This window comes from Paenibacillus sp. FSL F4-0087 (assembly GCF_038020215.1).
GTDB lineage: Bacteria > Bacillota > Bacilli > Paenibacillales > Paenibacillaceae > Paenibacillus > Paenibacillus taichungensis.
In genome coordinates this window covers 6870709-6895014 of sequence record NZ_JBBODJ010000001.1, presented here as the reverse complement: position 1 = coordinate 6895014, position 24306 = coordinate 6870709, and the positions used below count along the sequence as shown (strand labels likewise).

21 protein-coding genes are annotated in these 24306 nt (G+C 44.8%); 18 read left to right on the top strand and 3 right to left on the bottom strand.

Features of this window, described 5'->3' with window-relative positions; genetic code table 11:
* The first annotated feature begins 22 nt into the window (after positions 1 to 22).
* The 6 genes from MHB84_RS30985 (at position 23) to MHB84_RS30960 (ending at position 6327) form a co-directional block, all read left to right on the top strand.
* Positions 23 to 691: a response regulator transcription factor gene (locus tag MHB84_RS30985; RefSeq protein WP_076291029.1), complete on the top strand. Its 669-nt coding sequence runs from the start codon at positions 23 to 25 to the stop codon at positions 689 to 691.
* Positions 688 to 2025, top strand: coding sequence for an ATP-binding protein (locus MHB84_RS30980; RefSeq protein ID WP_083679054.1), 1338 nt, complete (start codon positions 688 to 690; stop codon positions 2023 to 2025). Before MHB84_RS30985 ends, MHB84_RS30980 begins: the two co-directional genes overlap by 4 nt.
* Positions 2026 to 2302: 277 nt before the next feature.
* Positions 2303 to 4138 (top strand): UbiD family decarboxylase, encoded by a 1836-nt coding sequence (locus tag MHB84_RS30975; RefSeq protein ID WP_076291030.1) that lies wholly within the window; start codon positions 2303 to 2305, stop codon positions 4136 to 4138.
* Between the two features lie 277 nt (positions 4139 to 4415).
* Positions 4416 to 5507: an HD-GYP domain-containing protein gene (locus tag MHB84_RS30970; RefSeq protein WP_076291031.1), complete on the top strand. Its 1092-nt coding sequence runs from the start codon at positions 4416 to 4418 to the stop codon at positions 5505 to 5507.
* A gap of 181 nt (positions 5508 to 5688) precedes the next feature.
* Positions 5689 to 6138, top strand: coding sequence for an SRPBCC family protein (locus tag MHB84_RS30965; RefSeq protein ID WP_318261546.1), 450 nt, complete (start codon positions 5689 to 5691; stop codon positions 6136 to 6138).
* A 30-nt stretch (positions 6139 to 6168) separates the two neighbouring features.
* Positions 6169 to 6327 (top strand): hypothetical protein, encoded by a 159-nt coding sequence (locus MHB84_RS30960; protein ID WP_175382611.1) that lies wholly within the window; start codon positions 6169 to 6171, stop codon positions 6325 to 6327.
* A gap of 6 nt (positions 6328 to 6333) precedes the next feature.
* Here the strand turns inward: MHB84_RS30960 and MHB84_RS30955 are convergent, their stop codons facing one another.
* A complete protein-coding gene (locus tag MHB84_RS30955) occupies positions 6334 to 7554 on the bottom strand; it encodes an MFS transporter (protein WP_076291033.1) in 1221 nt (406 codons plus the stop codon).
* Positions 7555 to 7798: 244 nt separating this feature from the next.
* Between MHB84_RS30955 and MHB84_RS30950 the strand changes: the two genes are divergently transcribed.
* The 3 genes from MHB84_RS30950 (at position 7799) to MHB84_RS30940 (ending at position 9833) form a co-directional block, all read left to right on the top strand.
* Positions 7799 to 8383, top strand: a complete 585-nt coding sequence (locus MHB84_RS30950; RefSeq protein WP_076291034.1) for a TetR/AcrR family transcriptional regulator — start codon at positions 7799 to 7801, stop codon at positions 8381 to 8383.
* 33 nt (positions 8384 to 8416) lie between these two features.
* Positions 8417 to 8668 carry a hypothetical protein gene (locus MHB84_RS30945; RefSeq protein ID WP_076291035.1) on the top strand — a complete coding sequence of 84 codons (252 nt, stop codon included), beginning with the start codon at positions 8417 to 8419 and terminating at the stop codon, positions 8666 to 8668.
* Between the two features lie 190 nt (positions 8669 to 8858).
* The gene (locus MHB84_RS30940; protein ID WP_076291036.1) at positions 8859 to 9833 is read left to right on the top strand and encodes a D-2-hydroxyacid dehydrogenase family protein; all 975 of its coding nucleotides are present in this window, start codon (positions 8859 to 8861) and stop codon (positions 9831 to 9833) included.
* Positions 9834 to 9975: 142 nt separating this feature from the next.
* On the opposite strand, the gene MHB84_RS30935 is transcribed toward MHB84_RS30940, so the two are convergent.
* Entirely contained in the window at positions 9976 to 11019 is a 1044-nt protein-coding gene (locus MHB84_RS30935) for a LacI family DNA-binding transcriptional regulator (protein WP_076291037.1), read from the bottom strand.
* 419 nt (positions 11020 to 11438) lie between these two features.
* Between MHB84_RS30935 and MHB84_RS30930 the strand changes: the two genes are divergently transcribed.
* From MHB84_RS30930 to MHB84_RS30915, 4 genes are all read left to right on the top strand, one after another.
* Positions 11439 to 12488: a 2,3-butanediol dehydrogenase gene (locus MHB84_RS30930; RefSeq protein WP_076291038.1), complete on the top strand. Its 1050-nt coding sequence runs from the start codon at positions 11439 to 11441 to the stop codon at positions 12486 to 12488.
* Positions 12489 to 12769: 281 nt separating this feature from the next.
* The gene (locus MHB84_RS30925; protein ID WP_076291039.1) at positions 12770 to 14083 is read left to right on the top strand and encodes a hypothetical protein; all 1314 of its coding nucleotides are present in this window, start codon (positions 12770 to 12772) and stop codon (positions 14081 to 14083) included.
* Positions 14084 to 14405: 322 nt separating this feature from the next.
* A complete protein-coding gene (locus MHB84_RS30920; protein ID WP_076291040.1) occupies positions 14406 to 15506 on the top strand; it encodes an NADH:flavin oxidoreductase in 1101 nt (366 codons plus the stop codon).
* Between the two features lie 133 nt (positions 15507 to 15639).
* The gene (locus tag MHB84_RS30915; RefSeq protein WP_082935283.1) at positions 15640 to 16086 is read left to right on the top strand and encodes an Lrp/AsnC family transcriptional regulator; all 447 of its coding nucleotides are present in this window, start codon (positions 15640 to 15642) and stop codon (positions 16084 to 16086) included.
* Positions 16087 to 16158: 72 nt separating this feature from the next.
* Here MHB84_RS30915 and MHB84_RS30910 read toward each other — a convergent pair whose 3' ends face one another.
* Positions 16159 to 17712: an acetamidase/formamidase family protein gene (locus MHB84_RS30910; protein ID WP_076291041.1), complete on the bottom strand. Its 1554-nt coding sequence runs from the start codon at positions 17710 to 17712 to the stop codon at positions 16159 to 16161.
* Positions 17713 to 18192: 480 nt separating this feature from the next.
* Here MHB84_RS30910 and nagZ point away from each other — a divergent pair, with 480 nt between their 5' ends.
* The 5 genes from nagZ to MHB84_RS30885 all read left to right on the top strand — a co-directional run bounded on the left by nagZ (position 18193) and on the right by MHB84_RS30885 (position 24267).
* Positions 18193 to 19530: a beta-N-acetylhexosaminidase gene (nagZ, locus tag MHB84_RS30905; protein ID WP_256716896.1), complete on the top strand. Its 1338-nt coding sequence runs from the start codon at positions 18193 to 18195 to the stop codon at positions 19528 to 19530.
* Positions 19531 to 19605: 75 nt separating this feature from the next.
* Positions 19606 to 20310 (top strand): response regulator transcription factor, encoded by a 705-nt coding sequence (locus MHB84_RS30900; RefSeq protein WP_076291042.1) that lies wholly within the window; start codon positions 19606 to 19608, stop codon positions 20308 to 20310.
* Positions 20307 to 21293: a sensor histidine kinase gene (locus MHB84_RS30895; protein WP_076291043.1), complete on the top strand. Its 987-nt coding sequence runs from the start codon at positions 20307 to 20309 to the stop codon at positions 21291 to 21293. The genes MHB84_RS30900 and MHB84_RS30895 overlap by 4 nt, the downstream gene beginning before the upstream one ends.
* 276 nt (positions 21294 to 21569) lie before the next feature.
* Complete coding sequence (locus tag MHB84_RS30890) at positions 21570 to 22340, top strand: ABC transporter ATP-binding protein (RefSeq protein WP_076291044.1); 771 nt, start codon at positions 21570 to 21572, stop codon at positions 22338 to 22340.
* The gene (locus tag MHB84_RS30885) at positions 22315 to 24267 is read left to right on the top strand and encodes an ABC transporter permease (RefSeq protein WP_076291045.1); all 1953 of its coding nucleotides are present in this window, start codon (positions 22315 to 22317) and stop codon (positions 24265 to 24267) included. The genes MHB84_RS30890 and MHB84_RS30885 overlap by 26 nt, the downstream gene beginning before the upstream one ends.
* Positions 24268 to 24306: the final 39 nt, after the last annotated feature.

Here is a 24306-nt window from a genome sequence, read left to right as displayed (position 1 = left end):
TTGCGGAAAGGATAATGCATAAATGAACACAATTCTTGTGGTTGATGATGATTCCCATATCCGCAAATTGATTCGAATATACCTTGAAACTAATCAGTTTTCCGTTGTGGAAGCGCCGGATGGCCAAGAAGCACTGAATATCTTGTCTCATACCAAAATTGATTTAGCGATTGTAGATGTGATGATGCCGCGTGTAGATGGTATTGAACTGACCGAAGATATTCGATCTTATATGGATATTCCGATTCTGATGGTGACTGCCAAAGGAGAATCCAAGGATAAAGTCAGAGGATTCAATGCAGGGTCAGACGATTATTTAGTAAAACCTTTTGATCCTGTAGAGTTAATCTTGCGTGTAAAATCTTTAATGAAGAGATACAACAAGATTTCATCGAATGTTATTCATATAGGCGGTGCAATGATTAATCTGAGCAATTTGACAGTGGAGGCAGGAGCTCAATCGGTTGAATTGAAAAAGAAGGAATGTGAATTATTGTTTGCTTTGGCGAGTTTGCCAGGGCAAATATTCACACGTACACAGCTTATAGAAGATATATGGGGTATCGATTATGAAGGTGATGAGCGTACCGTTGACGTGCATATCAAAAGGTTAAGAGAACGGCTGGAACCGATCCCTGATCTTATCATTTCGACGATTAGAGGACTTGGATATCGTTTGGAGAGTGTATGAAAATCGTGAGGAAAAGCCTGCGTCTACGAATCGTAGTTACTTTTTTTGGTATAGTGATCGTTAGTTTAATTCTCTCCTTTATTTTAAATATACGGTCTCAAGAAAACACACCGAATCACTCCATGGTCACGATTGCTGAAGATATCGCTACGATGATAAATCTGATTGATGATCCGGAAAAAGTGAAGACAAGTTTGAATATCTTTGCGCGATACGGCTTGAATATAACTTCCGTGAACGAACAAAGTGAAGTGCTTGCTTCCTTACCAGATGATAAAGTTCATGAATTATTCGATGAAAATACCAGGGAAGCGTTCATTCTATCCAATAAAGATGAAACAGCGATTGTCGGTGTTCCTAGGATGAATGAAGAGAAAGATGCGCTACTGATCAAAATTAATTTTTCATCGATTTTTCATAATGTGAAACGTACATTAGTTATATCGCTATTAACTGTCTTAATCATAGGAAGCTTATTAATCATGTTCATGTCTGGGTACATTGTGAAACCGATCAAAAGGCTAACTGCTGCAGCTAAGAAAATGGCATCAGGCGATCTGTCTGTCCGTTTGAAGCATAATAATCCAGATGAGTTTGGTGAGCTGATGGAGAGTTTTAATCATATGGCTCGTGAGTTGCAAAAAATAGACTCGGTGCGTGATGATTTTGTCAGTAATGTCTCTCATGAAATGCAGTCTCCACTAACATCGATTAGAGGGTTTACAAGAGCGCTGCAAGATGGTGTCATCCCATTGGAAGAGCAGAAAGAGCATCTGGATATCATATACGAGGAAACATTGCGCCTTTCCAGGCTAAGTGATAATTTACTCCGGTTAGCCTCACTGGATTCGGAGCACCATCCGTTTAATCTCACTACCTTTCAATTAGATGAACAATTAAGAAGAGCGATCGTATTAGCAGAGCCTCAGTGGGCGCACAAAAATATCAAAATTGAATTGGATTTATTCCCTTGCGAAATTACCGTAGATAAAGATCTGTTTGAGCAGGTCTGGCAGAATTTAATCAACAATGCGATAAAATATACGGGGCCGGATGGGGTCATTCACGTCGCAATCGAGATGTCCCCGTCATCTGTGAAGGTATCCATTAGAGATTCAGGACAAGGTATACCGGAGGGAGACCTTCCGTATATTTTCGATCGATTTTATATGGTGGACAAAGCACGGAGCAGCGCACTTAGAGGCAATGGATTAGGACTTTCCATCGTGATTAAAATTTTGAAATTACATGAGTGTACAATTGATGTGGAGAGCAGGGTTGGAGAAGGAACGCAGTTTACGGTTACGATCCCAAGACCTTCGATTGCATCTTAAGTAAACTCAATTAGCAATATTTAAGCAATTGTGGTCCTTATGAATGCAGGACTCCTGTTGCCTGAATATTGCTTTTTGGTGTGCTGCGTAAGAGATTTAATATATTGTTTTGTTTAGTGGCAGATGATTTGATAAGATAGAAGAGATGCGAGCATCAATCCATTTGTAGTGTGACGAGAATGAAGTAGATTCAACGTTTTATTCTATCCGCTACCCTTGCACATCTATGTGAATATATGAACATAACAATTTATTATATAAAGAATGGAGCCATCCAATGAAATATCGCAATATGGAAGATTGCATTAATGATCTAGAGCAACATGGACATTTGATTCGAGTGAAGGAAGAAGTGGACCCTCATTTGGAGATGGCAGCGATACATATGAAAGTGCATGAGGCGAAAGGCCCAGCTCTGCTTTTCGAAAATGTGAAAGGCTCGAAGTTCCAGGCTGTTTCCAACCTGTTCGGTACACTGGAACGAAGCAAATTCATGTTCCGTGGAACGCTTGAAGGTGTACAACGTGTCATGGCTGTTCGGGATGATCCAATGAAGGCACTCAAGACGCCATTTCAGCATATCAGCACAGGTCTTGCCGCCTGGCAGGCTCTACCTAAGCAGAAGTCCATCAGTTTGCCTGTAACTGCGCAAGAGATTCAGATTTCGGATCTGCCGTTGATCAAGCATTGGCCCATGGATGGTGGAGCATTTGTTACACTGCCTCAAGTCTATTCGGAAGACCCGGACAAGCCAGGTATCATGAACTCCAATCTGGGCATGTACCGGGTACAGCTAAGTGGTAATGATTATGAACTGAATAAGGAAATTGGACTTCATTATCAGATCCATCGCGGAATTGGTATTCATCAGGCCAAAGCAGTCAAAAAGGGAGAACCTCTGAAAGTGAGCATCTTCATTGGGGGGCCGCCGGCACATACACTTTCTGCTGTGATGCCTTTGCCGGAAGGCCTCAGTGAGATGACTTTCGCAGGACTACTTGCCGGCCGTCGTTTCCGTTACAGCTATAAGGATGGGTATTGCATCAGCAATGACGCCGATTTTGTCATCACGGGTGATATTTACCCGGACGAGACGAAGCCTGAAGGACCGTTTGGTGATCATCTCGGATATTACAGTCTGACCCATCCGTTCCCGCTAATGAGAGTGCATAAAGTGTACGCCAAGCCGAATGCGATCTGGCCATTTACCGTGGTGGGTCGTCCTCCGCAAGAGGATACTGCATTTGGGGATTTGATTCACGAAATTACGGGTGATGCCATTAAACAGGAGATTCCGGGTGTAAAAGAAGTCCACGCTGTCGACGCAGCAGGAGTGCATCCGCTTCTGTTCGCGATCGGAAGTGAGCGTTATACGCCCTATCAGTCGGTAAAACAGCCAACAGAGCTGCTTACGATTGCGAGTCGCATTCTGGGTACAGGCCAGCTCAGTCTGGCGAAGTATTTGTTTATCACAGCAGAAGATCAGCAACCGCTGGATACGCACCGGGAAGTGGAATTCCTGACGTACATCCTGGAACGAATGGATCTGCAACGGGACATTCATTTCCATACCAATACAACGATCGATACGCTGGATTACTCGGGAACCGGATTGAACAGCGGCAGTAAGGTTGTATTTGCAGCCTATGGGGACAAGAAACGGGAATTGTGCCGTGAAGTACCAGAGACATTGAAGGATATCCGGGGGTATAGCAATCCGCAGCTCGTAATGCCAGGAGTTGTAGCCGTTCAGGGTGCGCCGTTCACCAGTTATGCGGATACAGAACAAGAAATGAAGGCATTTACGGATATGCTAAAGGAAAAAGGAGACCTGTCTTCTTGTCCATTGATTGTGTTATGTGACGATAGTTCTTTCCTGAGTGCGAACCTCAGCAACTTCTTGTGGGCGACATTTACCCGCAGTAATCCGTCCCATGATATGTACGGTGTGAACAGCAGTTACAACTATAAACATTGGGGCTGTGACCAGATCATTATTGATGCCAGAGTGAAGCCGCATCAGGCGCCACCGTTAATTCCGGACCCATCTGTTGAGAAAGGCATTGAACGCTTTTTCGTACAGGGTGCGAGTCTAAGCTCGATCAAAATATAGATGAATTCAATAAAAGCCCAAAGATTTTTTTGGGCTTTTTGGTTATATATGTGTAAAACAAGATCTCCGTTATCTAAATACAAAATCAAACCGGGACTTTTTTGAAAATGGGACTGAGAATAAAGTCTTATACGTTCGTATTTCCTTTTACGATTAAGGTCGTTTGGACTATGGAGAAAAAGAATGTATTTATCGATATAAAGTAGTATAGGGATTTTTGGGACCCGATCTAACGGGTACTGTTGACTATAAATGATTGTTCAGGGGGAATACCGATTTGAGAATCCATATTATGAACCTGCAAGATGGAGACCGTCTAACTGCGGATACATTCAGCGAAGCGGGATTACACGTTCTGGGTCAGGGTACTGTGATCAAAAGTGAAGATATCACCTTGCTGATGCAGCACCGCGTAGACTATGTGGATATTGAACCACGCGAGGAAGAGATCACGGAAGCGGAATTCTTTGCTGCTGCAGCAAAATTTTCATCTGGAGCAAGCACAAGCACCAAGGAAGAACCGCCTGAAGAAGAAATGAAATCTCAATTTATACAAACTGTACATAACTATCAATCCGCGTTTCTAGAAGCACTGACGGTGGGTAAGTTCAACGCTACGATGGTGGACGATGCGCTTCAACCGATGGTGGAGGGACTGGACGAGCAAAAGGATGTCGTACATCTCCTGATGATGCTGGAACGGGATGATGTCAATAACTACACACATTCCATTCAGGTTGGACTGTTGTCATTTTACCTGGCTAACTGGCTTGGTTATTCCCAAAAAGAGAGTTACCAGATCAGTCGTGGGGGCTATCTTCACGATATTGGCAAATGCAAGGTATCTCATCGGATACGCAACAAGATGGAACCGTTAACCGCAGATGAACAGCTCGAATTGCAGCGTCACACGATCTATGGACATGATATTATCAAAAGTTCCATGACGGATGAAGCTACTGCGTTGGTAGCTCTTCAGCATCATGAACTTGAGGATGGTACCGGATATCCGATGCAACTGAAGAAAGATGAGATTCATCCATACACACAAATCGTATCTGTCGCTGACATATACATCGGAATGAGATCTGGCAGTCACGGAAGCAGCAATCCGAACCTGATTAACAACTTGCGAGATATCTATGCGATGGGATTCGGCAAATTGAATGAAAAGCCGGTTCAAGCCTTGATGCAGCATCTGCTTCCTAATTTTATTGGTAAACAAGTACTGCTGAGCAACGGCGAGCGGGGTGTTATTGTCATGAACAATACATCCGATATTTTCAAACCACTGATCAAGGTGGAATCGGAACAATATCGTGATCTGTCCAAAGAACGCACTCTTGCCATTAATGAATTAATTATCTAAGTTTGCATATCAAATGAATTCACACAGAAAACGGGCCTCCTATAAGATAACAGGGGACCCGTTTTTCATTTTGATCATGCACTGCGTTGTTCTTCATGGAGACCAAGAGTATACTTTGCAAAGACCTTAATCTTCCTTTTAGGAAAAGGAAAAAGAAAAGGAGGGATCGTCCTTGATTGAAGTGGTAACCGAGATTACAATACATGCGCCCATCGAGCGATGCTTTGACTATGCGCGGGACATTGACATTCATACCCGGACGGTCTGGAAACATACCCATGAGCAGGCTGTAGCCGGTGTGACAACGGGCAGAATTGGTGAAGGTGATACGGTAACTTTCGAAGCGAGCCATTTTGGGATAAGGCAGAAGCTGACTTCCCGGATCGCCGAGTACAATCGGCCGTATCTCTTTGTGGATCAGATGGAGAAAGGTGCTTTCAAGAGCATGAGACATGAACACAGCTTCAGCAAGCTTGGCGAGCAGACCACTTGTATGAGGGACACACTGAGTTTTGAAGCTCCCCTTGGTGTTCTGGGTTGGGTCGCAGAGCGCATTGTACTCAAGAGGTATATGCAGGCTTTCCTGGAGAGCCGAAATTTGAAGCTAAAGGCGTTACTAGAGAATAAATAGAGCCGATCTGTCAGGAGGAGATGATGTTTGATGGAGAATGAATATTTTGTGGGTTGGGGTACACTTGCTCTTATTAATGCCGGACTTGCTCAGGGAAAAAACAGAAGTGGTCGTAACTGGTTTCTGATTTCCCTGTTATTTGGTCCGTTAGCCACTCTGTTTATCGTGGTATGGAATAAGCTGGATTAAGTTCATTTATTGATCCGAATTCCGATGGATATACCGATCAAAGGCCCAGAACAGAAGCGCAGCGGCACTAATGCCTGCACCCAGCCAGCAAACGCCAGTCCAACCTGCCCATGCGTACACTTGAGTAGAAGCAATGGAGCCGGTAGCACTTCCTATGGAATAAAAGATCATGTAGGCGCCCGTCAAACGGCTCTGCGCCTCAGGTCGGACTTCATAGATCAGACTCTGGTTGGTGACATGTACGGCCTGCACGGCAAGGTCAAGCATAATTACCCCAGCTATAAGCAGCCATAATGAGTGGTGAACATAGCCAATGGGCAGCCAGGATAGAAGCAATATGACAAGAGCGACGCCCGTCGTCTTTTGTCCCAATCCCCGATCAGCCAGTCTTCCGGCACGTGCAGCAGCCAGGGCACCAGCAGCTCCCGCAAGACCAAAGGCTCCAATAGCAGTATGTGACAGGGAAAGTGGCGGAGCGCTAAGTGGCAACACCATGGAAGTCCACAGAATGCTGAAGGCTGTGAAGATCAACATGGCGAGAACGCCGCGTGTCCGCAGAATAGGCAGCTCTCGGTATAGTTGCAGGACAGAAACGATCAATTGGGTGTAGCTGAGTTTCTCTCGTTTGGGTTCGTGTTTTGGGAGTACCAGAAACAGGGCGATAATCCCGAGTAATGTCAGACTGGCAGAGAAGAGATAGACTGATCTCCAGCCGATCCAATCGTTCAAGGTGCCTGCTATAGTTCGCGCCAGTAATATGCCAATGACGATTCCGCTAGTGACCAGACCGACGATACGCCCTCGTTCAGAAGGTGCAGCCAGGGAGGCGGCAAAGGCAACGAGTGTTTGTGTAATCACGGCAAGCAACCCAATCGCTGCCATTCCAATAAATAAGATTTGACTGGATGATGAGGTACCTACAGTTATCAGGGCGATTACGGATAAAAGCATCTGGATAATGATCAGCTTGCGTCGATTCAATAGATCACCAAGAGGGACCAGTAATAACAATCCGAGGGCGTAACAAATCTGGGTTACGGTAATAACGATTCCAATAGAGGAATGAGAGATACTAAACTCTTCAGCAATGGAGTCGAGCAAAGGCTGGGCATAATAAATGTTGGCTACCGCCAGTCCGCTGCATAGGGCGAATAAAAGCGCGACAAGGCGGGACATGCCTGAACGTCCTTCGCTGAAGGGATGTGCTTGATGAGATGCATTTTGCATGGATGATTCACCTTTCTGTATTCGAATGTGCTAAGTTAGGGGAGCAGAAAGAACACTGTTGAATTTAAATATACCGATCAGTACATTATGATTCGGAATAAACATACTTCACGCTTTGACGAGATGTCAAGAGTTGAATTGAAATGTTTGATTGTCTTCTTTATATATCGAGATGGATTTGACATGAGAATTGGATATAGATAAAATAGTTATATACTGATCGATACATAAAGAAGGTGAATACATGGTTAGACAACGGGAATTTGATACGGATCAGGCATTGGAAGCGGCAATGCAGATTTTTTGGGATAAGGGCTTTGAAGCGACATCCTTAAGTGATTTGACAACAGCTATGGGGATTCAGCGTCCCAGTCTATATGCGGCTTTTGGTGACAAAAAGGAATTGTTTGAAACGGCACTTCGCAGATATACAACTTTGCATGCCGCTCAAGTCAGATCCAGGCTTCAACATACATCCTCTGTAAAAGAAGCCTTCCGTGCCTTATTTGAACATATCGGAGCAGAAGGGGATGTGACAGATGCTCGTCACGGCTGTTTTTGCATCAATACGATGGTTGAATTGGCTCCGCATGACCCCAAATTCGCTGTTCTGACACGCGAGCACCAGATGTATCTGGTAGCGATTTTCAAGGAGACGATTGAACGGGGGCAGGAAACAGGGGAATTGTCTAATGATCTCGACTCAAGTGCGTTGTCCAAGTCTCTGGTTGTATCGATGATTGGATTGACCGTGATGATGAAATCGGAGCCAGATCGCTCATTTGTACAGCAGAGTATTAAGGTTACGTTATCGTTACTTGAGGAATGAGGGAAGGATTTCATTTTTAGAAAGGGTGTTCATATGAAACGTTATTTTCATAGGATCTACCTTATCATTTTATATATTATAGGTGTGCTGCTGACAACATACGGCGGGATGGGGGTTATCCAGTTCAGTTTGATTGTGATTGGCATACTTGCTTTTATTGCTATTGTGGGTTCCCTGACAGAGAATGATCAATCAAAATTAGATACGATTTTTTGGAAAATACGGTCCTTGCTTCAAGTGGCGATGGCCATACTGATCACGGCGCTGCTTTTCAAGCTATTCTGAAGTGAGAGCGACAAGCGGGAATCTGTTCCTGCTCTTTTTGTGTCTGAGGACATTGGGCAGATGAGGGCTTGAGTTGATACAATACAGATAGGGTATAGATTAAATTAGGGTGTATACTATAATTTACATATTCGGGTAACATGTTCAAAGAATGTTTGATGATGCACATATATGAGGAGGAGATTCAACCATGCAGACGAAGTTGCGTTGTGCCATATTGGATGATTATCAGAATGTAGCCCTTTCTTCAGCGGATTGGACTCCTATCCTGGATCGAGTTGAGGTTCAGACGTTCAATAATTACTTGGGATCAGAAGAGAAGGTCGTTCAGGAACTGCAGGATTTTGAAATTATTGTCTTGATGCGTGAGCGTACACCTTTTCCTGAATCCGTGATTACTCAATTACCCAATCTTAAGCTTCTGATTACAAGCGGCATGCGCAATGCCTCCATTGACCTCCAGGCTGCGGAAGAAAACGGTGTAATCGTGTGCGGCACGGAAGGCAGCTCGAACCCTCCGACTGAACTCACATGGGCGCTAATACTGGGTCTGTCCAGACAGCTGGTAACTGAAAATAACGCACTGCGCTCCAATCGGAATTGGCAGAGTACAGTTGGCATGGATTTGTACGGAAAGACATTGGGATTGCTCGGTTTAGGCAAGATTGGCAGCCGAATGGCAGAGATTGCACAAGCCTTTGGCATGAACGTGATCGCCTGGAGTGAGAATTTGACACAGGCAAGAGCAGAGGAACAGGGAGTCCAATGGGCAGAGACCAAGGAACAGCTGCTTGAACAAAGCGATATTGTTTCCATTCATCTGGTGCTCAGTGATCGCACTCGTAATCTGATCGGACGAGCCGAGTTGCAACGGATGAAAAACACCGCTTTATTGATCAATACGTCCCGTGCAGGCATTGTGGATCAAGAGGCGATGGTCGAAGCTTTACAGAATGAGTGGATTGCCGGGGCAGGTCTGGACGTATATGAACAGGAACCTCTTCCTGTGAATCATATGTTGCGTACACTGCCCAATCTGCTGGCAACGCCGCACCTGGGTTATGTGACTCAAGGCAACTATGCGATTTATTTTAACCATACCGTAGAGGATATTGAGATGTTTATGAAAGGAACACCAATTAGACAATTGCTTTCGAAGAAGTAGTTGCTCGGAGGTGGGTTTGATATAAAAGGGTGTAAATGAAGATAAAAAAAGGTGTTTCTCAGGAAGAAGTTCATTCCTGGTGAACACCTTTTTTGTGATTATCGGGGGTTTGGATTGTCCATTAAATCCGGTGACTTCACAATCATTCTTCTGTGGGTGGTTCTTGTGAAGATGAGCGGATCATGGCAACGCTGGAGCCGCGCACAATTAACCGTGGCTCAAATTGAATATGTTCGTAATCCGTGGTGCTCATCTCTCGAATCCGTTTTAACAGCAATTCCGTAGCAAGTCGGGCCACTTCTTCGCCCATAATCGAGACAGAACTGATCTGCGGAGACGTAACGGTAGTCCATTGGTTATTATCGACACCCACAACAGCGATATCGTCAGGGACACGAACGCCGAGTTCTTTAAACCGATTTACCAGTCCGATCGCGACCATATCGTTAATCGCGTATACGGCATCTGGCATGTGAGTCAGCCCATAGAAATAATCCGCTGCATTAGCTCCCGTATTCAATGAGAAATCTTCTCCGAAGTAAACAAGCGAGATATCTACATGTCCCAGTGCCTGCTCATAAGCTCGATAACGTTCTTCAATAATATCTTTGGGGGCACCGGCGTATGCGATGCGGGTCCGTCCAATCTTAATCAGATGTTCCATCACCAGTTTCCCTTCTGGCTGTGAAAGAGAAACGACATCTGCTTTCATGCCAGGGTCCAGCTTTTTACCGTAATTGATCATGGAAATGGGAAGGGGGGCTTTATCAATTAAGCCAGGCAACGTTTTGGGATATGCCAAAGGCATGAAAATAAGCCCGTCCACATGCAGTTTTTTGATCGTACGAATGGTTTCCAGTTCCGTTCGTGCATTACCAGCCGTATTGATTTGAACCACATGATACCCATGCTGCTTCGCCGTTTGTTCAACAGACCAAGAGATCTCGGGAATGATGGCATTGCGGATGTCGGGTACAACCAGTGCGATCTGATGCGTCTGGCGTATTTTCAAACTCTGGGCAGAGGTATTGGGGACAAATCCTAACTGCTCAATGGCCTGCATGACTTTATCCCGTGTTTTGTTGCTGATGCCATCGGAATTGTTGATGGCTCGGGAGACAGTAGCGATACCTACACCTGCAAGTTCTGCAACGTCCTTGATCGTAACCTTCTGATCTTTACTCACGTTTAGTTAACCTCACTTCATCGGAAACGATTCCGAATTTTGAAAATATGTACGAATGAAATGACAATCCTATACCTTGATTATAACATTTGAGCCAATAAGTATCCTGTGAATACGATTAAAGAGCAGAGATGTCTGTTGCTTTCCAAAAGAACCGAATGGATAAATAGAGATAAATCGCGCATTCTATATCAATTGAATTAAATACACACGAGAGAAAACGTACAGAAAGGCACAGAGCAAAAAAATGATCAATACATTGAAAACGCTAGCATTACACCAGAATTATCGACGTAAAATTCATAAGATAGACATATGTGTGACAAATTATGTTTGACAGCCTATTTAAAATGTGACATATTTAACTTACGGAAACGTTTCCGATTATATCAAAACTTATGATCTGGGAGATGAAACAAATGAAAGCATTGCGTTGGCATGGAGTAAAAGATTTGCGTCTCGAAAATATTGATGAACCCCGCCCTGAAAAGGGGAAGGTTAAAATAAAAGTGGAGTGGTGTGGAATCTGTGGCAGTGACTTGCACGAGTACACTGCTGGCCCGATCTTCATTCCGGCTCAAGCACCGCATCCGCTAACAGGGGAAAAAGCGCCTGTTGTGATGGGGCATGAATTTTCAGGACAAGTCGTTGAAGTAGGAGAAGGCGTGACACGTTATAAGGCAGGGGACCGCGTTGTGGTAGAACCGATCTATGCATGTGGTCATTGTGAAGCCTGTAAACAAGGGAAATATAATTTGTGCGATCAGATGGGTTTCTTGGGCCTAGCTGGTGGAGGCGGAGGTTTCTCGGAGTATGTAACAGCTGAGGAATATATGGTACATGCCATTCCAGATTCCATCTCATACGAGCAAGGAGCGTTGGTGGAACCTTCCGCAGTAGCTCTTCATGCTGTTCGTCAAAGCAAACTGAAAGTTGGCGACACTGCAGCTGTTTTTGGTGCGGGTCCAATCGGGTTGTTGGTTATTGAAGCATTGAAAGCTTCTGGCGCATCGGATATTTATGTAGTGGAATTATCCGAGGAACGTAAAGCCAAAGCAGAAGAACTTGGCGCCATTGTTATTGATCCTACACAATTCAATGTGGTGGAAGAAATCCATGCACGTACTCAAGGTGGCGTGAATGTAGCTTATGAAGTAACGGGTGTACCACGGGTGCTGCAACAAGCGATTGATTCAACGCGTATTGGCGGTGAATTGATGATCGTCAGCATTTTCGAACAGGAAGCACCAATTCTGCCAAACTCCATTGTTATGAAGGAGCGTACGGTCAATGGCATTATCGGTTACCGTGACGTATTCCCGGCTGTAATTAGTCTGATGGCTAAAGGTTTCTTCCCAGCTGATAAGTTGGTAACCAAACGAATCAGCCTGGACGAAGTGGTAGAGCATGGATTTGAAGCACTGCTGAAAGAGAAAAACCAGGTTAAAATTCTGGTGAAAGCAGAGTAACTTTACCAAGCGAATCACTAGCCAAGTAATAGAGTGGAAGTCAGCGGATGGAAACAGGCACCTAGATAGAGCTCAATTGGAACTGATCCGCAATCGGTAGGCAACCACCAAAAAATTATGACAAATAGACAACGTATCTTCGGATGCGATTGTCTATTTTTTTTGCACGGAGCGGGCGGAATTTGTTGCAAGTACGTTTTGTTTTACATAATATGAAAAGATACAAATTGTATCTTTTTGCTGTAAAGGTGTATCTCATAAAAATGAAGGAGGAAGCGGACATGCAGAGGAATACGAAGTGGGCGGCCGTGATTTTGACGGTTATTGCAGGCATGGGCTGGCTGCTTATGGGTAGTTCGAAACCCAAAAACAATGTTTCCACCGATCAGCAGCCGACTGCCGAACGGGCACTTGCTAAGGTGTCCAATGCACCCATCACATCAGCCGATGTGACGTCCAAGATCGAGTTGCTTGGAAAACCTTTTAAGAAAGCACCGTATGCCAACAATGTCTGGGATTTGCAATTGTACAGAGGAAAAATATATATGGGTCATGGGAACAGCAGTAATTTAGGTGTTTCACCTAATGCGGGTCCGATTCCAGTCATCTATTACGATACAGCCAATCCCAAATTTATAACCCAGGCCGTCACCAATAACAATCCGAGCATCGTTCCTTCGACCAAATTATTCGTAGATGAGGAACAGATAGACATTTATAAAGTGCTGAACGACAAATTGTATATTCCCGGAAATGATTCGGACGGTGAGCAGTGGGATATGGGGAACTTCTACCGGTTAGACGGAGATGTATGGACAAAGTATCGTAATCTGCCGCTAGGTGTACACGTATATGATTTGGCGTCCTATCAGGGTAAACTGTTTGCAGCGCTGGGTACCGAGCAGAAACCTACTGTGTTAATCTCTCATGATCAAGGGGAAAGTTGGCAAAAATTCGCAACCATCAATACGTTTGGCTTCAGGGCATATACGCTATTTGAGATCAAGGGCAAATTATATGCTTCAGGCATGATGTATCCTGCCAATAATATTTGGGGCGATAAAACCAATATATTAGAGTTTAATGAGAAGCTTGAAAAGAAAGACGTCGTCATCTATGGTAGCAAGATGCTTCCGGGATTATCCTATCAAACGGGCACCGTCCCGTATAATAAAATAGGGAAAAACATTAATTTCAACAATAAGCTGCTTTATATTGTCGGAGGGGTATTCAATGACGGGCAACTGTTACCCAAATCCTTGAATGTAATGACCGACATTAATCAGGCAACACGCGTCATTTTGCCAGATACTCAAGCTCTTCCTACGGATCTTCTGCTTCGGGAAGGGAAGGTCTATGTGCTTACCTACACTCGCAAAAGTGCGAATCTCTATATAAACCGGGTATATCAATCCACAGATCTGACCACATGGAATGAAATTCTCCGTTTTAACCAGGACACGTACGCTAAGTCTTTTGAAGAACACGAAGGTGATTTCTACTTTGGACTGGGCACAGACCCCGATGTTCTATCGATTTCATCAGGCAAACTACTGAGAGTTAATCGCAATGATATCCCTGTTAATTCCAATTAAACGAAAGGAAGATTATGGATTATATACTATGCTTCATCCACATTTTTGGTTACAGAGAGAGCCGTTTAGGTTAATTGTACAGGGCAGGCCGAGATCGTAGAACTTCTTAGCTGAAGCTACATCGGGCTTGCCCTATTTTGTGTTCAAGAGATGGGTAGTGCCTCTTTATCGAAAATTTGAAAATAAAAATTAGAAACTTTAAAATAGAAAGGTGATATATGTTAATCAATTCACTGAATAACTTCTGTGGTAGTAATACAAGAGCATGTGCAAGAAAGTATACATGTTTTCTTCCAATCTAATCGTAAAGGAGCATTACACAATGAATGTACCGTCAGCTTTGTTTAAACCATTTACCTCGGACAAGCTTACCCTGTCCAACCGGATCGTCATGGCACCCATGACTCGTGGATTTTCGCCCGAAGGAGTACCCGGACCAGAGGTCGTGGAATACTATCGTCACAGAGCAGCCGGAGGTGTAGGGCTGATTATTACGGAAGGAACGGGTATTAACCACCCTTCATCCATTAGTGGCGCGAGCATTCCGCTGTTCCATGGCGAAGAATCACTGCAGGGTTGGGCGAATGTAGTCAAAGCAGTCCATGAGGCAGGTGGCAAAATCATGCCACAATTGTGGCATGTGGGTACAGCCCGCCGTTCAGGCGACCTGCCTAATGCAGAAGCTGAGCCGGTAGGCCCATCGGGAATAAGCATGGCAGGTGAATCTGAAAGACAACCATTGTCAGAAGACGAGATCAGGGGTCTTATCGAGGCGTTTGCCCAAGCAGCAGCAGATGCGCAGCGCATCGGTTTTGATGGTATTGAGCTTCACGGGGCACATGGCTATCTGATTGATCAATTCTTCTGGGAGCATACCAATCGTCGTACGGATAAATACGGAGGCGACCTGACACAGCGCACGCGTTTTGCTGTTGAAGTTATTGAAGCATGTCGCGCTGCAGTAGGTCCTGACTTCCCGATCGTACTTCGTTTCTCCCAATGGAAAATGGGGAACTACGACGCACGGCTGGTGGAAACACCAGAACAACTGGAGCAATTCCTTGCACCCCTCACGGCTGCAGGTGTAGATATTTTTCACTGCTCGACCCGTCGATTCTGGCTGCCGGAATTTGATGGCTCAGAGCTGAATCTTGCAGGCTGGACACAGAAAATAAGTGGCAAGCCGGCGATCTCTGTTGGATCAGTAGGGCTCGAAGCTGAATTCGTGGACAGAGCGAACGAAAACCAGGGAACAGGTGACGCTCATCTGGATCAGTTGAACGAGAAAATGGAGAATCATGAATTTGACTTAATCGCGTTGGGACGTGTATTGCTGAGTGATCCGGAATGGCCAAACAAAGTTCGCGAAGGACGTCAGTCCGAAATTGTTCCGTTTACAGCAGAAGCATTGAAAACACTCTAAACTGAAAACAAACCTGATGCCGCCGAAAGGCGGCTTTTCGTATGATCAGGTAAGCAAGTAATTAGGAGTTGTCTGTTTTTCTGTGACACTGTTTTTCTGTTACAATATATAGTACATAGAGGGGGGAATGACGGTGCTGGATACGATTGATAGCCATATTTTGCGGCGTTTGGCCCAGAACAGCAGAATCTCGTACACTGATCTGGCCAAAGAGGTCGGCCTTTCAGGGGTAGCAGTTAAGGAACGTATTGAACGTCTTGTAAATCAAGGGATTATTGAGCAATTTTCAATTGTAATCAGTGCCGAGAAGCTTGGGAAAAAAATTTCTGCTTATCTTGAGCTGGAGGTTGAACCCAAGCATTTGGACAAGATTGTGGCGGCGCTGAAAGAAAACGAGCGGGTGGCCGTGCTTTATGAAATGACGGGGGCTTGCATCCTGCACACCCACATTCTTGTGGAGAGCATCGAGGAAATGGAACACTTCATGAACGAATCGATTTACTCTCTGGAAGGGTTGGTTCGGGTGGAAAACCAGATTTTGTTGAAGCGACACAAAAACCAGGATGGATTGAATATTTAACGAACAAGAACCGTCAGGTTCTGAAGACTAACGGTTCTTGTTTATTTCCTTTACAGAAACAAAAGAGTGTGATTATTCCGTCTTGGACAATTTTGCCCGGTAGAAGGTTACGAAATATTCGCTGACTTCTGACAATTTCTGATCGTTCAATTGAATAGGCGCCGTCAATTTGATCGTTTCCTCATTAAACGTAGCTGTTGTAGCACCGATTTTGGCCAAGAGTGTATTGCCGTTATATTGAATGGTGATCATTTTGGTTGCTGGGTCCCATCCGATGTCTGCCCCGAATTGTTCAAAGCTGTTGCGCAGCAGTGCACGCTTCTGTTCTTTTTCCCCGAAGATTTTTTTGTTGATGATGCCATGAATGCCCCAGTTACCGTCAACAACCTGCGTAATTCCGAAATCCGTTGAAACGGACATCAGTGAATATGCTTCATCTTCAGTCAAATCCATGCCTCTCATCAGAAAAGACTTCGTTTTGTTCGCCGCGTCCTTCATCGCTTTATCCAGGGAAGACTGCTTGAAAATTTCTGTTTGTGCATCCTTGCCCAGTTCGGCCAAATGGTTCGCATAGCTGAAGCCGTGAACAACCCATTCGTTTTCATTCTCAAGAAGTGGGAAGTTGAGCGCCTTCAACTTGTTGACCAGCTCCGCTTTTTTGTGAAGAATGAGCTGGATATCCCCGGTCACTGATGTTTCGATCGCTGTTCCGTTCAATTCGGAATCACCTTGACCTGCGTGCGGATCACCCGCAGAAAGCAGTGCTCCAGGTACAGATACCGGATAATACATCGTTGCCCCTTCGGTTACGCGCCAATCATCGATATTCCCGCCATAATACGATGGTGGAACGGAATCGACAACATCAGCTTCTTTGGGGGCCACGCTCATTGTGCCAAAATGCAGCCGGACAGGGACGTGAATGCCTTTTAGCACATCATGGTTCTCTTCCACCGTCGAGTGATCAACGATAACACCTGGATAATCTATGGTTGGATGTACTGTGCCGCTTGGATCGGTCTGTGGTGTCCAGCGATAACTGTACAGTGCCTTGGCGTAATCATTGCCACCTTTCGTCTCCATTTCATATATTGTAACAACCTCACGTGTATTCGGCGTTTCTTCCATCTCACCATATAAAAGGCCCCAGTTTGCAGCTACATTCGAACCATAGGTTTTACCGGCATATTCCCCGTTTCCGCTAGGGCGCAGCTTCATGTCCAAAATCTTCACTTCGAGTACATCGCCAGGTTCAGCGCCCTCGACTGCAATTGGTCCCGTCATGATATGTACGCCAGGTCCACGGTCAGCCTCATGTTTTTCCGTTTCGCTCCAATGGAAAATATCTTCTGCGCCGGCATCACCTTTGATCATGCGCTCATAATCATCGCCGGAGTGATGCGTAACAGCTTCCACCGTGACGATATCCCCCGAATTAACCGTAAGCACGGGATCGCCTTTGCCGATATTGCCCCAGCGTACGTTTTCCGATTTTGCTTCAAGATAATGTGTTTTCGGAACGTTTCTAACTTGAACTGTGTCAGCATTTGCAACATAAGAGGCTGGAATCATTAATAAAACAGCAGATAACGCAGAGGAAACCTTCCATTTAAACCGATTTCTCATTCGAAAATCACTCCCATTCGATATAGTGTCATTTTACTTAACATGATATGAATCAGAGTATAACAGATGTATTTTAGGTTAACAATATAAAGTTTTTGTTTTATTTTTCATATTTTTTAAAGTTATTTATCCAATATTCTTAAAATTATTAGATTTCCAAATTGAAATGCTTAGTAAATATTAGCTGCTTTTTGCCTTCCTATAATAATAATTTCAACATATGAAAAATTCACAACAGAAACCATTTTTCGCACCGCTGATACCTTTTCTCATCCCCTTCAATCACACACGCCTTAAGGAATAACACCATGAAGTACCACACAATTACCCGGAAAGGGGAAATTTTTTGCGTTTTAGGCTGTATTTTTAGAATTTGTACTGGAGCCGTCTCCATTTTGAAAATGAACCACCTTATGATAAGGTTATGCCTGAACCACATTCAGACTGAATGACAACAATGCTTAAGGAGGATGACCATCCTTGTATATCGATAATCACAAGTTAAAAAACAAACACATAAACACGCTTCAAATGTTGTTCCTGCTATTCGGAATAGTGTTGCTCTTATCCGCATGTGGAGAGTCACAGAAGCCCTCCTCGTCAGAGCAAAATAACAATAATGCCGGAACGGAGACCAATGCGAATTCAAACACAGGTGCAAACAATCAGAATGGTCAGGATGATCAACAGAATACAGTGCCTCCTCAGGAAGAGAAAGATTCGGTAAAAGAGCAGCTCGGCCAATTGTCTTTGGATGAGAAGATTGGACAAATGATTCTCGCGGGTGTTCAGGGGACCACTTTGGATGCTCAAGCGAAACAGATGATCACGGATCAGAAGGTGGGAGGGATTATTTTCTATGCGAATAATGTCTCGACCGTGCCAGGAACGGCAAAGTTCGTGCAATCCATTAAGGATGCCAATCGTTCCAACCCAGTTCCAATTTTCATGAGTGTGGATCAGGAGGGTGGCAAAGTTAGTCGAATGCCAGAAACGGTAGAGTCTATACCTTCCAATCGGAAAGTGGGGAAGACGAAGGATGCTGATTTGGCTGAAACGATGGGCAAATTGTTAGCAAGACAAATTCAGCTGGTAGGTTTTAACGTCGATTTTGCTCCAGTGCTGGATGTAAATAGTAATCCGAATAACCCGGTAATTGGGGATCGTTCATTTGGAAGTTCGGCCAGTCTGGTTTCACAGATGGGCATAGCTGAGATGAAAGGGCTGCGCAGCGAAGGGATTATTCCAGTGGTGAAGCATTTTCCCGGTCATGGAGACACGTCAGTGGACTCCCACTTGGATCTGCCTGTCGTGAACAAAACGGAGAAGCAACTTGCCCAGCTGGAGTGGATTCCGTTTGAGGCAGCGGTGAAGGAACAGGTGGAAGCGGTTATGGTAGCCCATATTTTGTTTCCCAAGCTTGATCCCGACCATCCGGCATCTTTGTCGGACGTCATTATTGGTCAGCAGTTGCGTGGCAAATTCAAGTATGACGGTGTGGTCATCACAGATGATCTGAGCATGGGTGCGATCGCGAAAAATTATAAGTTGAACGATGCCGCCGTAGCGACAGTTCAGGCAGGAAGTGATATTCTGCTGGTAGCTCACAGTTATGAGAGTGCCAAGACTATTTTTGATACATTGAAGAACGCAGTGAAGTCAGGGAAGATTTCAGAATCCCGAATTAATGAAAGTGTATATCGAATTCTGGCGTTGAAGCAGAAGTATAACTTGTCCGATGAGGAGCAGCCGTCAGGAGATTTGAAGCAGTTGAATGCTGACATTGTGGATTGGCGTAAGCAGGTCGATGCCCGATAGTACCCACCTGTGTTATGATTTTGGAAAGAGAATTGCATATTCCATTATGACAGGTTGGAGGCGAGACCTTTTTTTATGTATACGATAATGATTATTGAAGATGATCCGAAAATTGCGGGTTTACTCCAATCCCATATTGAGCGATATGGTGACAGGGCCGTTGCGGTTGAGGATTTTGAGCAGGTCGTCCAGCAGTTTGAACAAATTAAGCCGCATGTCGTCCTGCTGGATATCAACCTGCCGAGTTACGATGGGTTCTATTGGTGTCGCCAAATTCGTTCCATTTCCACATGTCCGATTATTTTCATCTCGGCCCGGAGTGGCAAAATGGATCAGGTTATGGCGCTTGAGAACGGTGCGGACGATTATATTACGAAGCCGTTTGAGCATGAGATTGTCATGGCCAAAATTCGAAGTCAGCTACGCCGGGTGTATGGCGATTACGCTGCGCGTCATGAAGAGCGCAAGGTGGAACTGGATGGACTAACTGTTTATCTGGAAAGATTGGAGATGGAGCTCGGTGATCGCAAGATACAGCTGACCAAGAAAGAAACCATTTTGCTGGAGACGTTGCTGCGTCGGAGTCCCAAACTGGTTAGCCGTGAAACCATTTTAGAAAAGCTGTGGGATGATTCCTTTGTGGATGATAATACACTTAGCGTGAATGTGACCCGCGTGCGTAAACGATTGGCTGAGCTGGGCATTACAGATGCGCTGGAGACGGTAAGAGGTTCAGGTTATCGACTCAACAGCAATTGGAAGGCATCGTCGCCCTCATGAAGTTGTTTATCAAAGAACATATTGTACTGACTTGTTGGGTAATCGTTGTGCTGCTCACCGTGGTTGCGGTCTTTTGGTACGACGGCTATGACCACTGGTTAACGGCCACGTATGCGGTATCTCTGGGGTTAGTCCTATACGCAGCCTATCTCATTTATCGGTATCTGTCCCATCGCATGTTTTATTCCCGGATGTCCCATCGAATGAATGATCTGAAAGAATTTGTTCCATTGAATGAGCCCGCGCCCTTGCCGCAGGCATTGTCAGAACTGTTGGACTCACAGTACGGTCATTATTATGCGCACCTGCATCGTCTGGAACAGCGTCAACAGGAATACCTGACTTTTATGAATCAATGGGTTCATCAGATGAAGACACCTTTGTCCGTCATTGAACTGACGGTTGAGGATCAGGAGGATGAGGACCCCCGTTTCATCAGCATTCGAGAGGAAGCAGACCAGATGAGACGAGGACTGGAAACGGTGTTGTACATGGCACGGCTGGAGACATTTGAACAAGATTTCAGTGTGGAACCGGTATCCCTCAAGGCGGCCGGAGAAGAAGCCATCCATGAGCTGAAACGGTTCTTCATTCGCAATCACGTGTATCCCGAGATGAAAATTGATTCTGCGTTAATGGTTCAGTCGGATGCGAAGTGGATTCGGTTTGTCCTCGTGCAGCTGTTATCCAATGCCATCAAGTACTCTTCCGGGGGGAACGGGCAAAAGGTAACCATCCAGGCCCATGAATCCACAAGATCCATTATTCTTGAAGTGAAGGATCAGGGAGTGGGTATTCCCAAGTCGGATCTTAACCGAGTGTACCAGCCTTTCTTTACCGGAGAGAATGGGCGTCACTTTAAAGAATCCACGGGTATGGGACTATATATTGTTAAGGATGTCCTGACACGAATGAACCATCGGATTGACCTTACATCCGTTCAGGGAGAAGGGACAACGGTAACCATTACATTTGAAACCTAAATATAAAGCGCGCATAATGCGGAAATGAGAAGACGTCTGGTGCCCTGACAGGGATCGGCGTCTTTCTCGTTTTCTACATAGAAGAAACACGCCAAAAGGCGACGAGAGACATGTAACCTTACAATAATGTCATGAAGATGAAAGGTTAATCCATAGGAGAATGGTCGAAACTTCGATAGACTGAAGTCAGAAAGTAGAGAACAACCTCGAATTGCGATGAAGTTCAGTTCAACTTGGTTTAATTCAAATTTGAAATCTAAAAGGAGCCATTAACCTATGGAGATATGTTCAGTGAAACAGATTAGTAAAATTTATAAAGGGATCGTGTCATACGAAGCTTTGTCAGGTATTGATCTCAGTATTCAGGAGGGTGAATTCGTTGGCATCATGGGTCCATCCGGCAGCGGCAAAACAACGTTGCTGAACATGATTTCAACCATTGACCACCCTACTTCAGGAGAACTGAAGATTGCAGGTAAGAACCCGTTTGAACTGAATCATGATGAACTGGCTCTGTTCAGACGCCGAGAGCTGGGGTTCGTATTTCAGTCGTTTAACCTGCTCAACACACTCACGGTAAAAGAAAATATTGTCCTGCCGCTTACGCTGGATGGAGTATCGGTTGAGGAGATGAATGAACGTGTTGATCGACTCGCAGAGAAACTTGGCATTGCCTCTCTGCTGAACAAGCGCACGTATGAAATTTCCGGAGGTCAGGCCCAGCGGACAGCAATCGCACGAGCCCTGATCCATTCTCCCAAGCTCGTGCTGGCCGATGAGCCTACAGGAAATCTCGATTCGAAGGCAGCGCGTGATGTAATGGAGATGCTGGAGCGTCGTAACCAGGAAGATCGGGCCACTATGCTGCTGGTCACGCATGACGCTGTTGCGGCAAGTTATTGCAGCCGGGTTGTATTTATTAAGGATGGACGACTGTACAACGAAATTCATTATGGAGATAACCGATCGACGTTTTATCAGCGAATCATCAACGTATTATCCCTGATGGGAGGCTCCGGACATGAATTTTCGCCAGTTCGCCATTAATAATGTTGTTCGGAACAAACGAATTTATCTGGCTCATTTCCTGAGCAGTACGTTTTCCGTCATGATCTTTTTTACGTATGCACTTCTTTTGTTTCACCCGGATCTGAAGGATGGACTGAAGGGTTCAAGTGGAACAGTAACCATGCTTGCGAATCAGGGATTTTTGATTGCCGAGATTATTATTTTCATCTTTTCGTTTCTGTTTCTGCTCTATTCCGTAGGTTCATTTCTAAAGACGCGTAAAAAAGAATTCGGCATATTTCAAATCATTGGTATGACACGTAAACAGATGAACCGACTGTTATTTATGGAAAACTTGTGCATTGGACTCGCCGCCATTGTGGCAGGCGTTGGATTAGGAATGATCTTTGCCAAGCTGATCCTGTTGATCTGCGGTTCCATGCTGGCGGTGGAAGAAAGTCTCCGATTCTATTTTCCATTAAAAGCAATCGCACTTACTGTCGGAGCGTTTCTGCTGCTGTTTGTTGTGATTGCGCTGAGCTCGTCTCTGCTGATGCGAAAAGGGTCATTGATTGACCTTGTAAAATCAGAGGAAAAACCAAAACCCGAGCCAAAGGCTTCTCGTCTTTTAGCACTTCTCTCCGTCATACTCATTGGGGGTGGATATGCGGGTGTATTTGCCTTTGTATGGATCACATACTCTTTCCCTTTGCTGCTTGGTAGTGTTGTTTTGGTTATTGCAGGCACGTATCTGTTATTCACCCAACTTAGTGTGTATGCCATTCGGGCGCTCAAAGGCAATAAGCGTTTGTTTTTCCGTAAAACGAATTTGCTGTTTCTGTCCGAACTTACCTATCGAATGAAAGATAATGCGGTCATGTTTTTTATGGTGAGTGTGATTTCGGCTTCCGCCTTTACAGGCATCGGTACGATGCTGGCGATCGCTGATCCGGGATTGTCATCGATGTCAAATCCATATGCGTTTACCTACCAAAATTCATGGGATACACCTAGCGCAGAACGGCACATCAGGAAGATTGAAGAGACACTGATTGATAATGAGGTTCCGTACCAGAAAGGAAGTTATATTCCGCTGTTTGATGACGAAGGGGACTATATCATCAAATTAAGTGAATATAATCATCTTGCCAAGGCGCTCGGTTACCAAGAGCGAACTCTCGAGAATGTTAACGATTCCTTTATGACTCCGGGCAATCTTACGAGTCGCAAGACATTACGAGCAGAAGCCGGAAAGGGTTCAACTCAGAAAAATATCAGTATGTGGGAAGTTCAGGAAAAGGTCAGATTAACAACACCTGCAACCGATATCGTCATCCCTGTTGAATTCAAAAGGGAAGTTTATGTGGTATCCAATGAGCTGTACGACAAGATGAATAAGGAATTTAATATTCAAATCGAGGCTGATGAAAATTATTATCCCGATAAAAAAACTCAATTTGTTGTGACAGATTGGATGGGAACGCGGAAGTTTGCTCCTGATCTGGTCGAATCCATTCAAAATGACTCAGATGGTCAGGGGTACTTCGAGATCAGCGCTCTCGTGCTGGATTGGCTTAATTCCAAACAAACTAATGGTATTATCCTTATTCTGAGCGGATTGATTGGCATTGTCTTTTTCACCTTTGCTGCAAGCTTTACCTACTTCCGGTTATATGCAGATCTGGAACGGGATGAAGAGCAGTACCGCATGATTGGTAAGATGGGACTGAGTCGCCCGGAGCTTCGCAACATCGTAACCAGACAGCTGGTGTTAATGTTTTTCCTACCAATAGTGTTGGCCATTATCCACAGTTCCGTTGCATTTGTTGCATTACAGCAGTTGGTTGATTTCTCGGTTATGGGTTATACTTTGCGCATTTTCCTCGTATTTGCATCTATGCAGATTCTATTTTTCCTGCTGGTACGCTGGCGTTATCTGCGTCATATGTATGCCAAATTGATCTAATATTAATAGAATAGAACAGACACCAGACCTTAGGTTCGG

What these genes read in the sequence shown, in the direction of transcription:
- MHB84_RS30985 (WP_076291029.1), top strand. Translation starts at nt 23, where the DNA reads ATGAACACAATTCTTGTGGTTGATGATGATTCCCATATCCGCAAATTG.
- MHB84_RS30980 (WP_083679054.1), top strand. Translation starts at nt 688, where the DNA reads ATGAAAATCGTGAGGAAAAGCCTGCGTCTACGAATCGTAGTTACTTTT.
- MHB84_RS30975 (WP_076291030.1), top strand. Translation starts at nt 2,303, where the DNA reads ATGAAATATCGCAATATGGAAGATTGCATTAATGATCTAGAGCAACAT.
- MHB84_RS30960 (WP_175382611.1), top strand. Translation starts at nt 6,169, where the DNA reads ATGGAGAATGAATATTTTGTGGGTTGGGGTACACTTGCTCTTATTAAT.
- MHB84_RS30955 (WP_076291033.1), bottom strand. Translation starts at nt 7,554, where the DNA reads ATGCAAAATGCATCTCATCAAGCACATCCCTTCAGCGAAGGACGTTCA.
- MHB84_RS30950 (WP_076291034.1), top strand. Translation starts at nt 7,799, where the DNA reads ATGGTTAGACAACGGGAATTTGATACGGATCAGGCATTGGAAGCGGCA.
- MHB84_RS30945 (WP_076291035.1), top strand. Translation starts at nt 8,417, where the DNA reads ATGAAACGTTATTTTCATAGGATCTACCTTATCATTTTATATATTATA.
- MHB84_RS30940 (WP_076291036.1), top strand. Translation starts at nt 8,859, where the DNA reads ATGCAGACGAAGTTGCGTTGTGCCATATTGGATGATTATCAGAATGTA.
- MHB84_RS30930 (WP_076291038.1), top strand. Translation starts at nt 11,439, where the DNA reads ATGAAAGCATTGCGTTGGCATGGAGTAAAAGATTTGCGTCTCGAAAAT.
- MHB84_RS30925 (WP_076291039.1), top strand. Translation starts at nt 12,770, where the DNA reads ATGCAGAGGAATACGAAGTGGGCGGCCGTGATTTTGACGGTTATTGCA.
- MHB84_RS30920 (WP_076291040.1), top strand. Translation starts at nt 14,406, where the DNA reads ATGAATGTACCGTCAGCTTTGTTTAAACCATTTACCTCGGACAAGCTT.
- MHB84_RS30910 (WP_076291041.1), bottom strand. Translation starts at nt 17,712, where the DNA reads ATGAGAAATCGGTTTAAATGGAAGGTTTCCTCTGCGTTATCTGCTGTT.
- MHB84_RS30900 (WP_076291042.1), top strand. Translation starts at nt 19,606, where the DNA reads ATGTATACGATAATGATTATTGAAGATGATCCGAAAATTGCGGGTTTA.
- MHB84_RS30895 (WP_076291043.1), top strand. Translation starts at nt 20,307, where the DNA reads ATGAAGTTGTTTATCAAAGAACATATTGTACTGACTTGTTGGGTAATC.
- MHB84_RS30890 (WP_076291044.1), top strand. Translation starts at nt 21,570, where the DNA reads ATGGAGATATGTTCAGTGAAACAGATTAGTAAAATTTATAAAGGGATC.
- MHB84_RS30885 (WP_076291045.1), top strand. Translation starts at nt 22,315, where the DNA reads ATGAATTTTCGCCAGTTCGCCATTAATAATGTTGTTCGGAACAAACGA.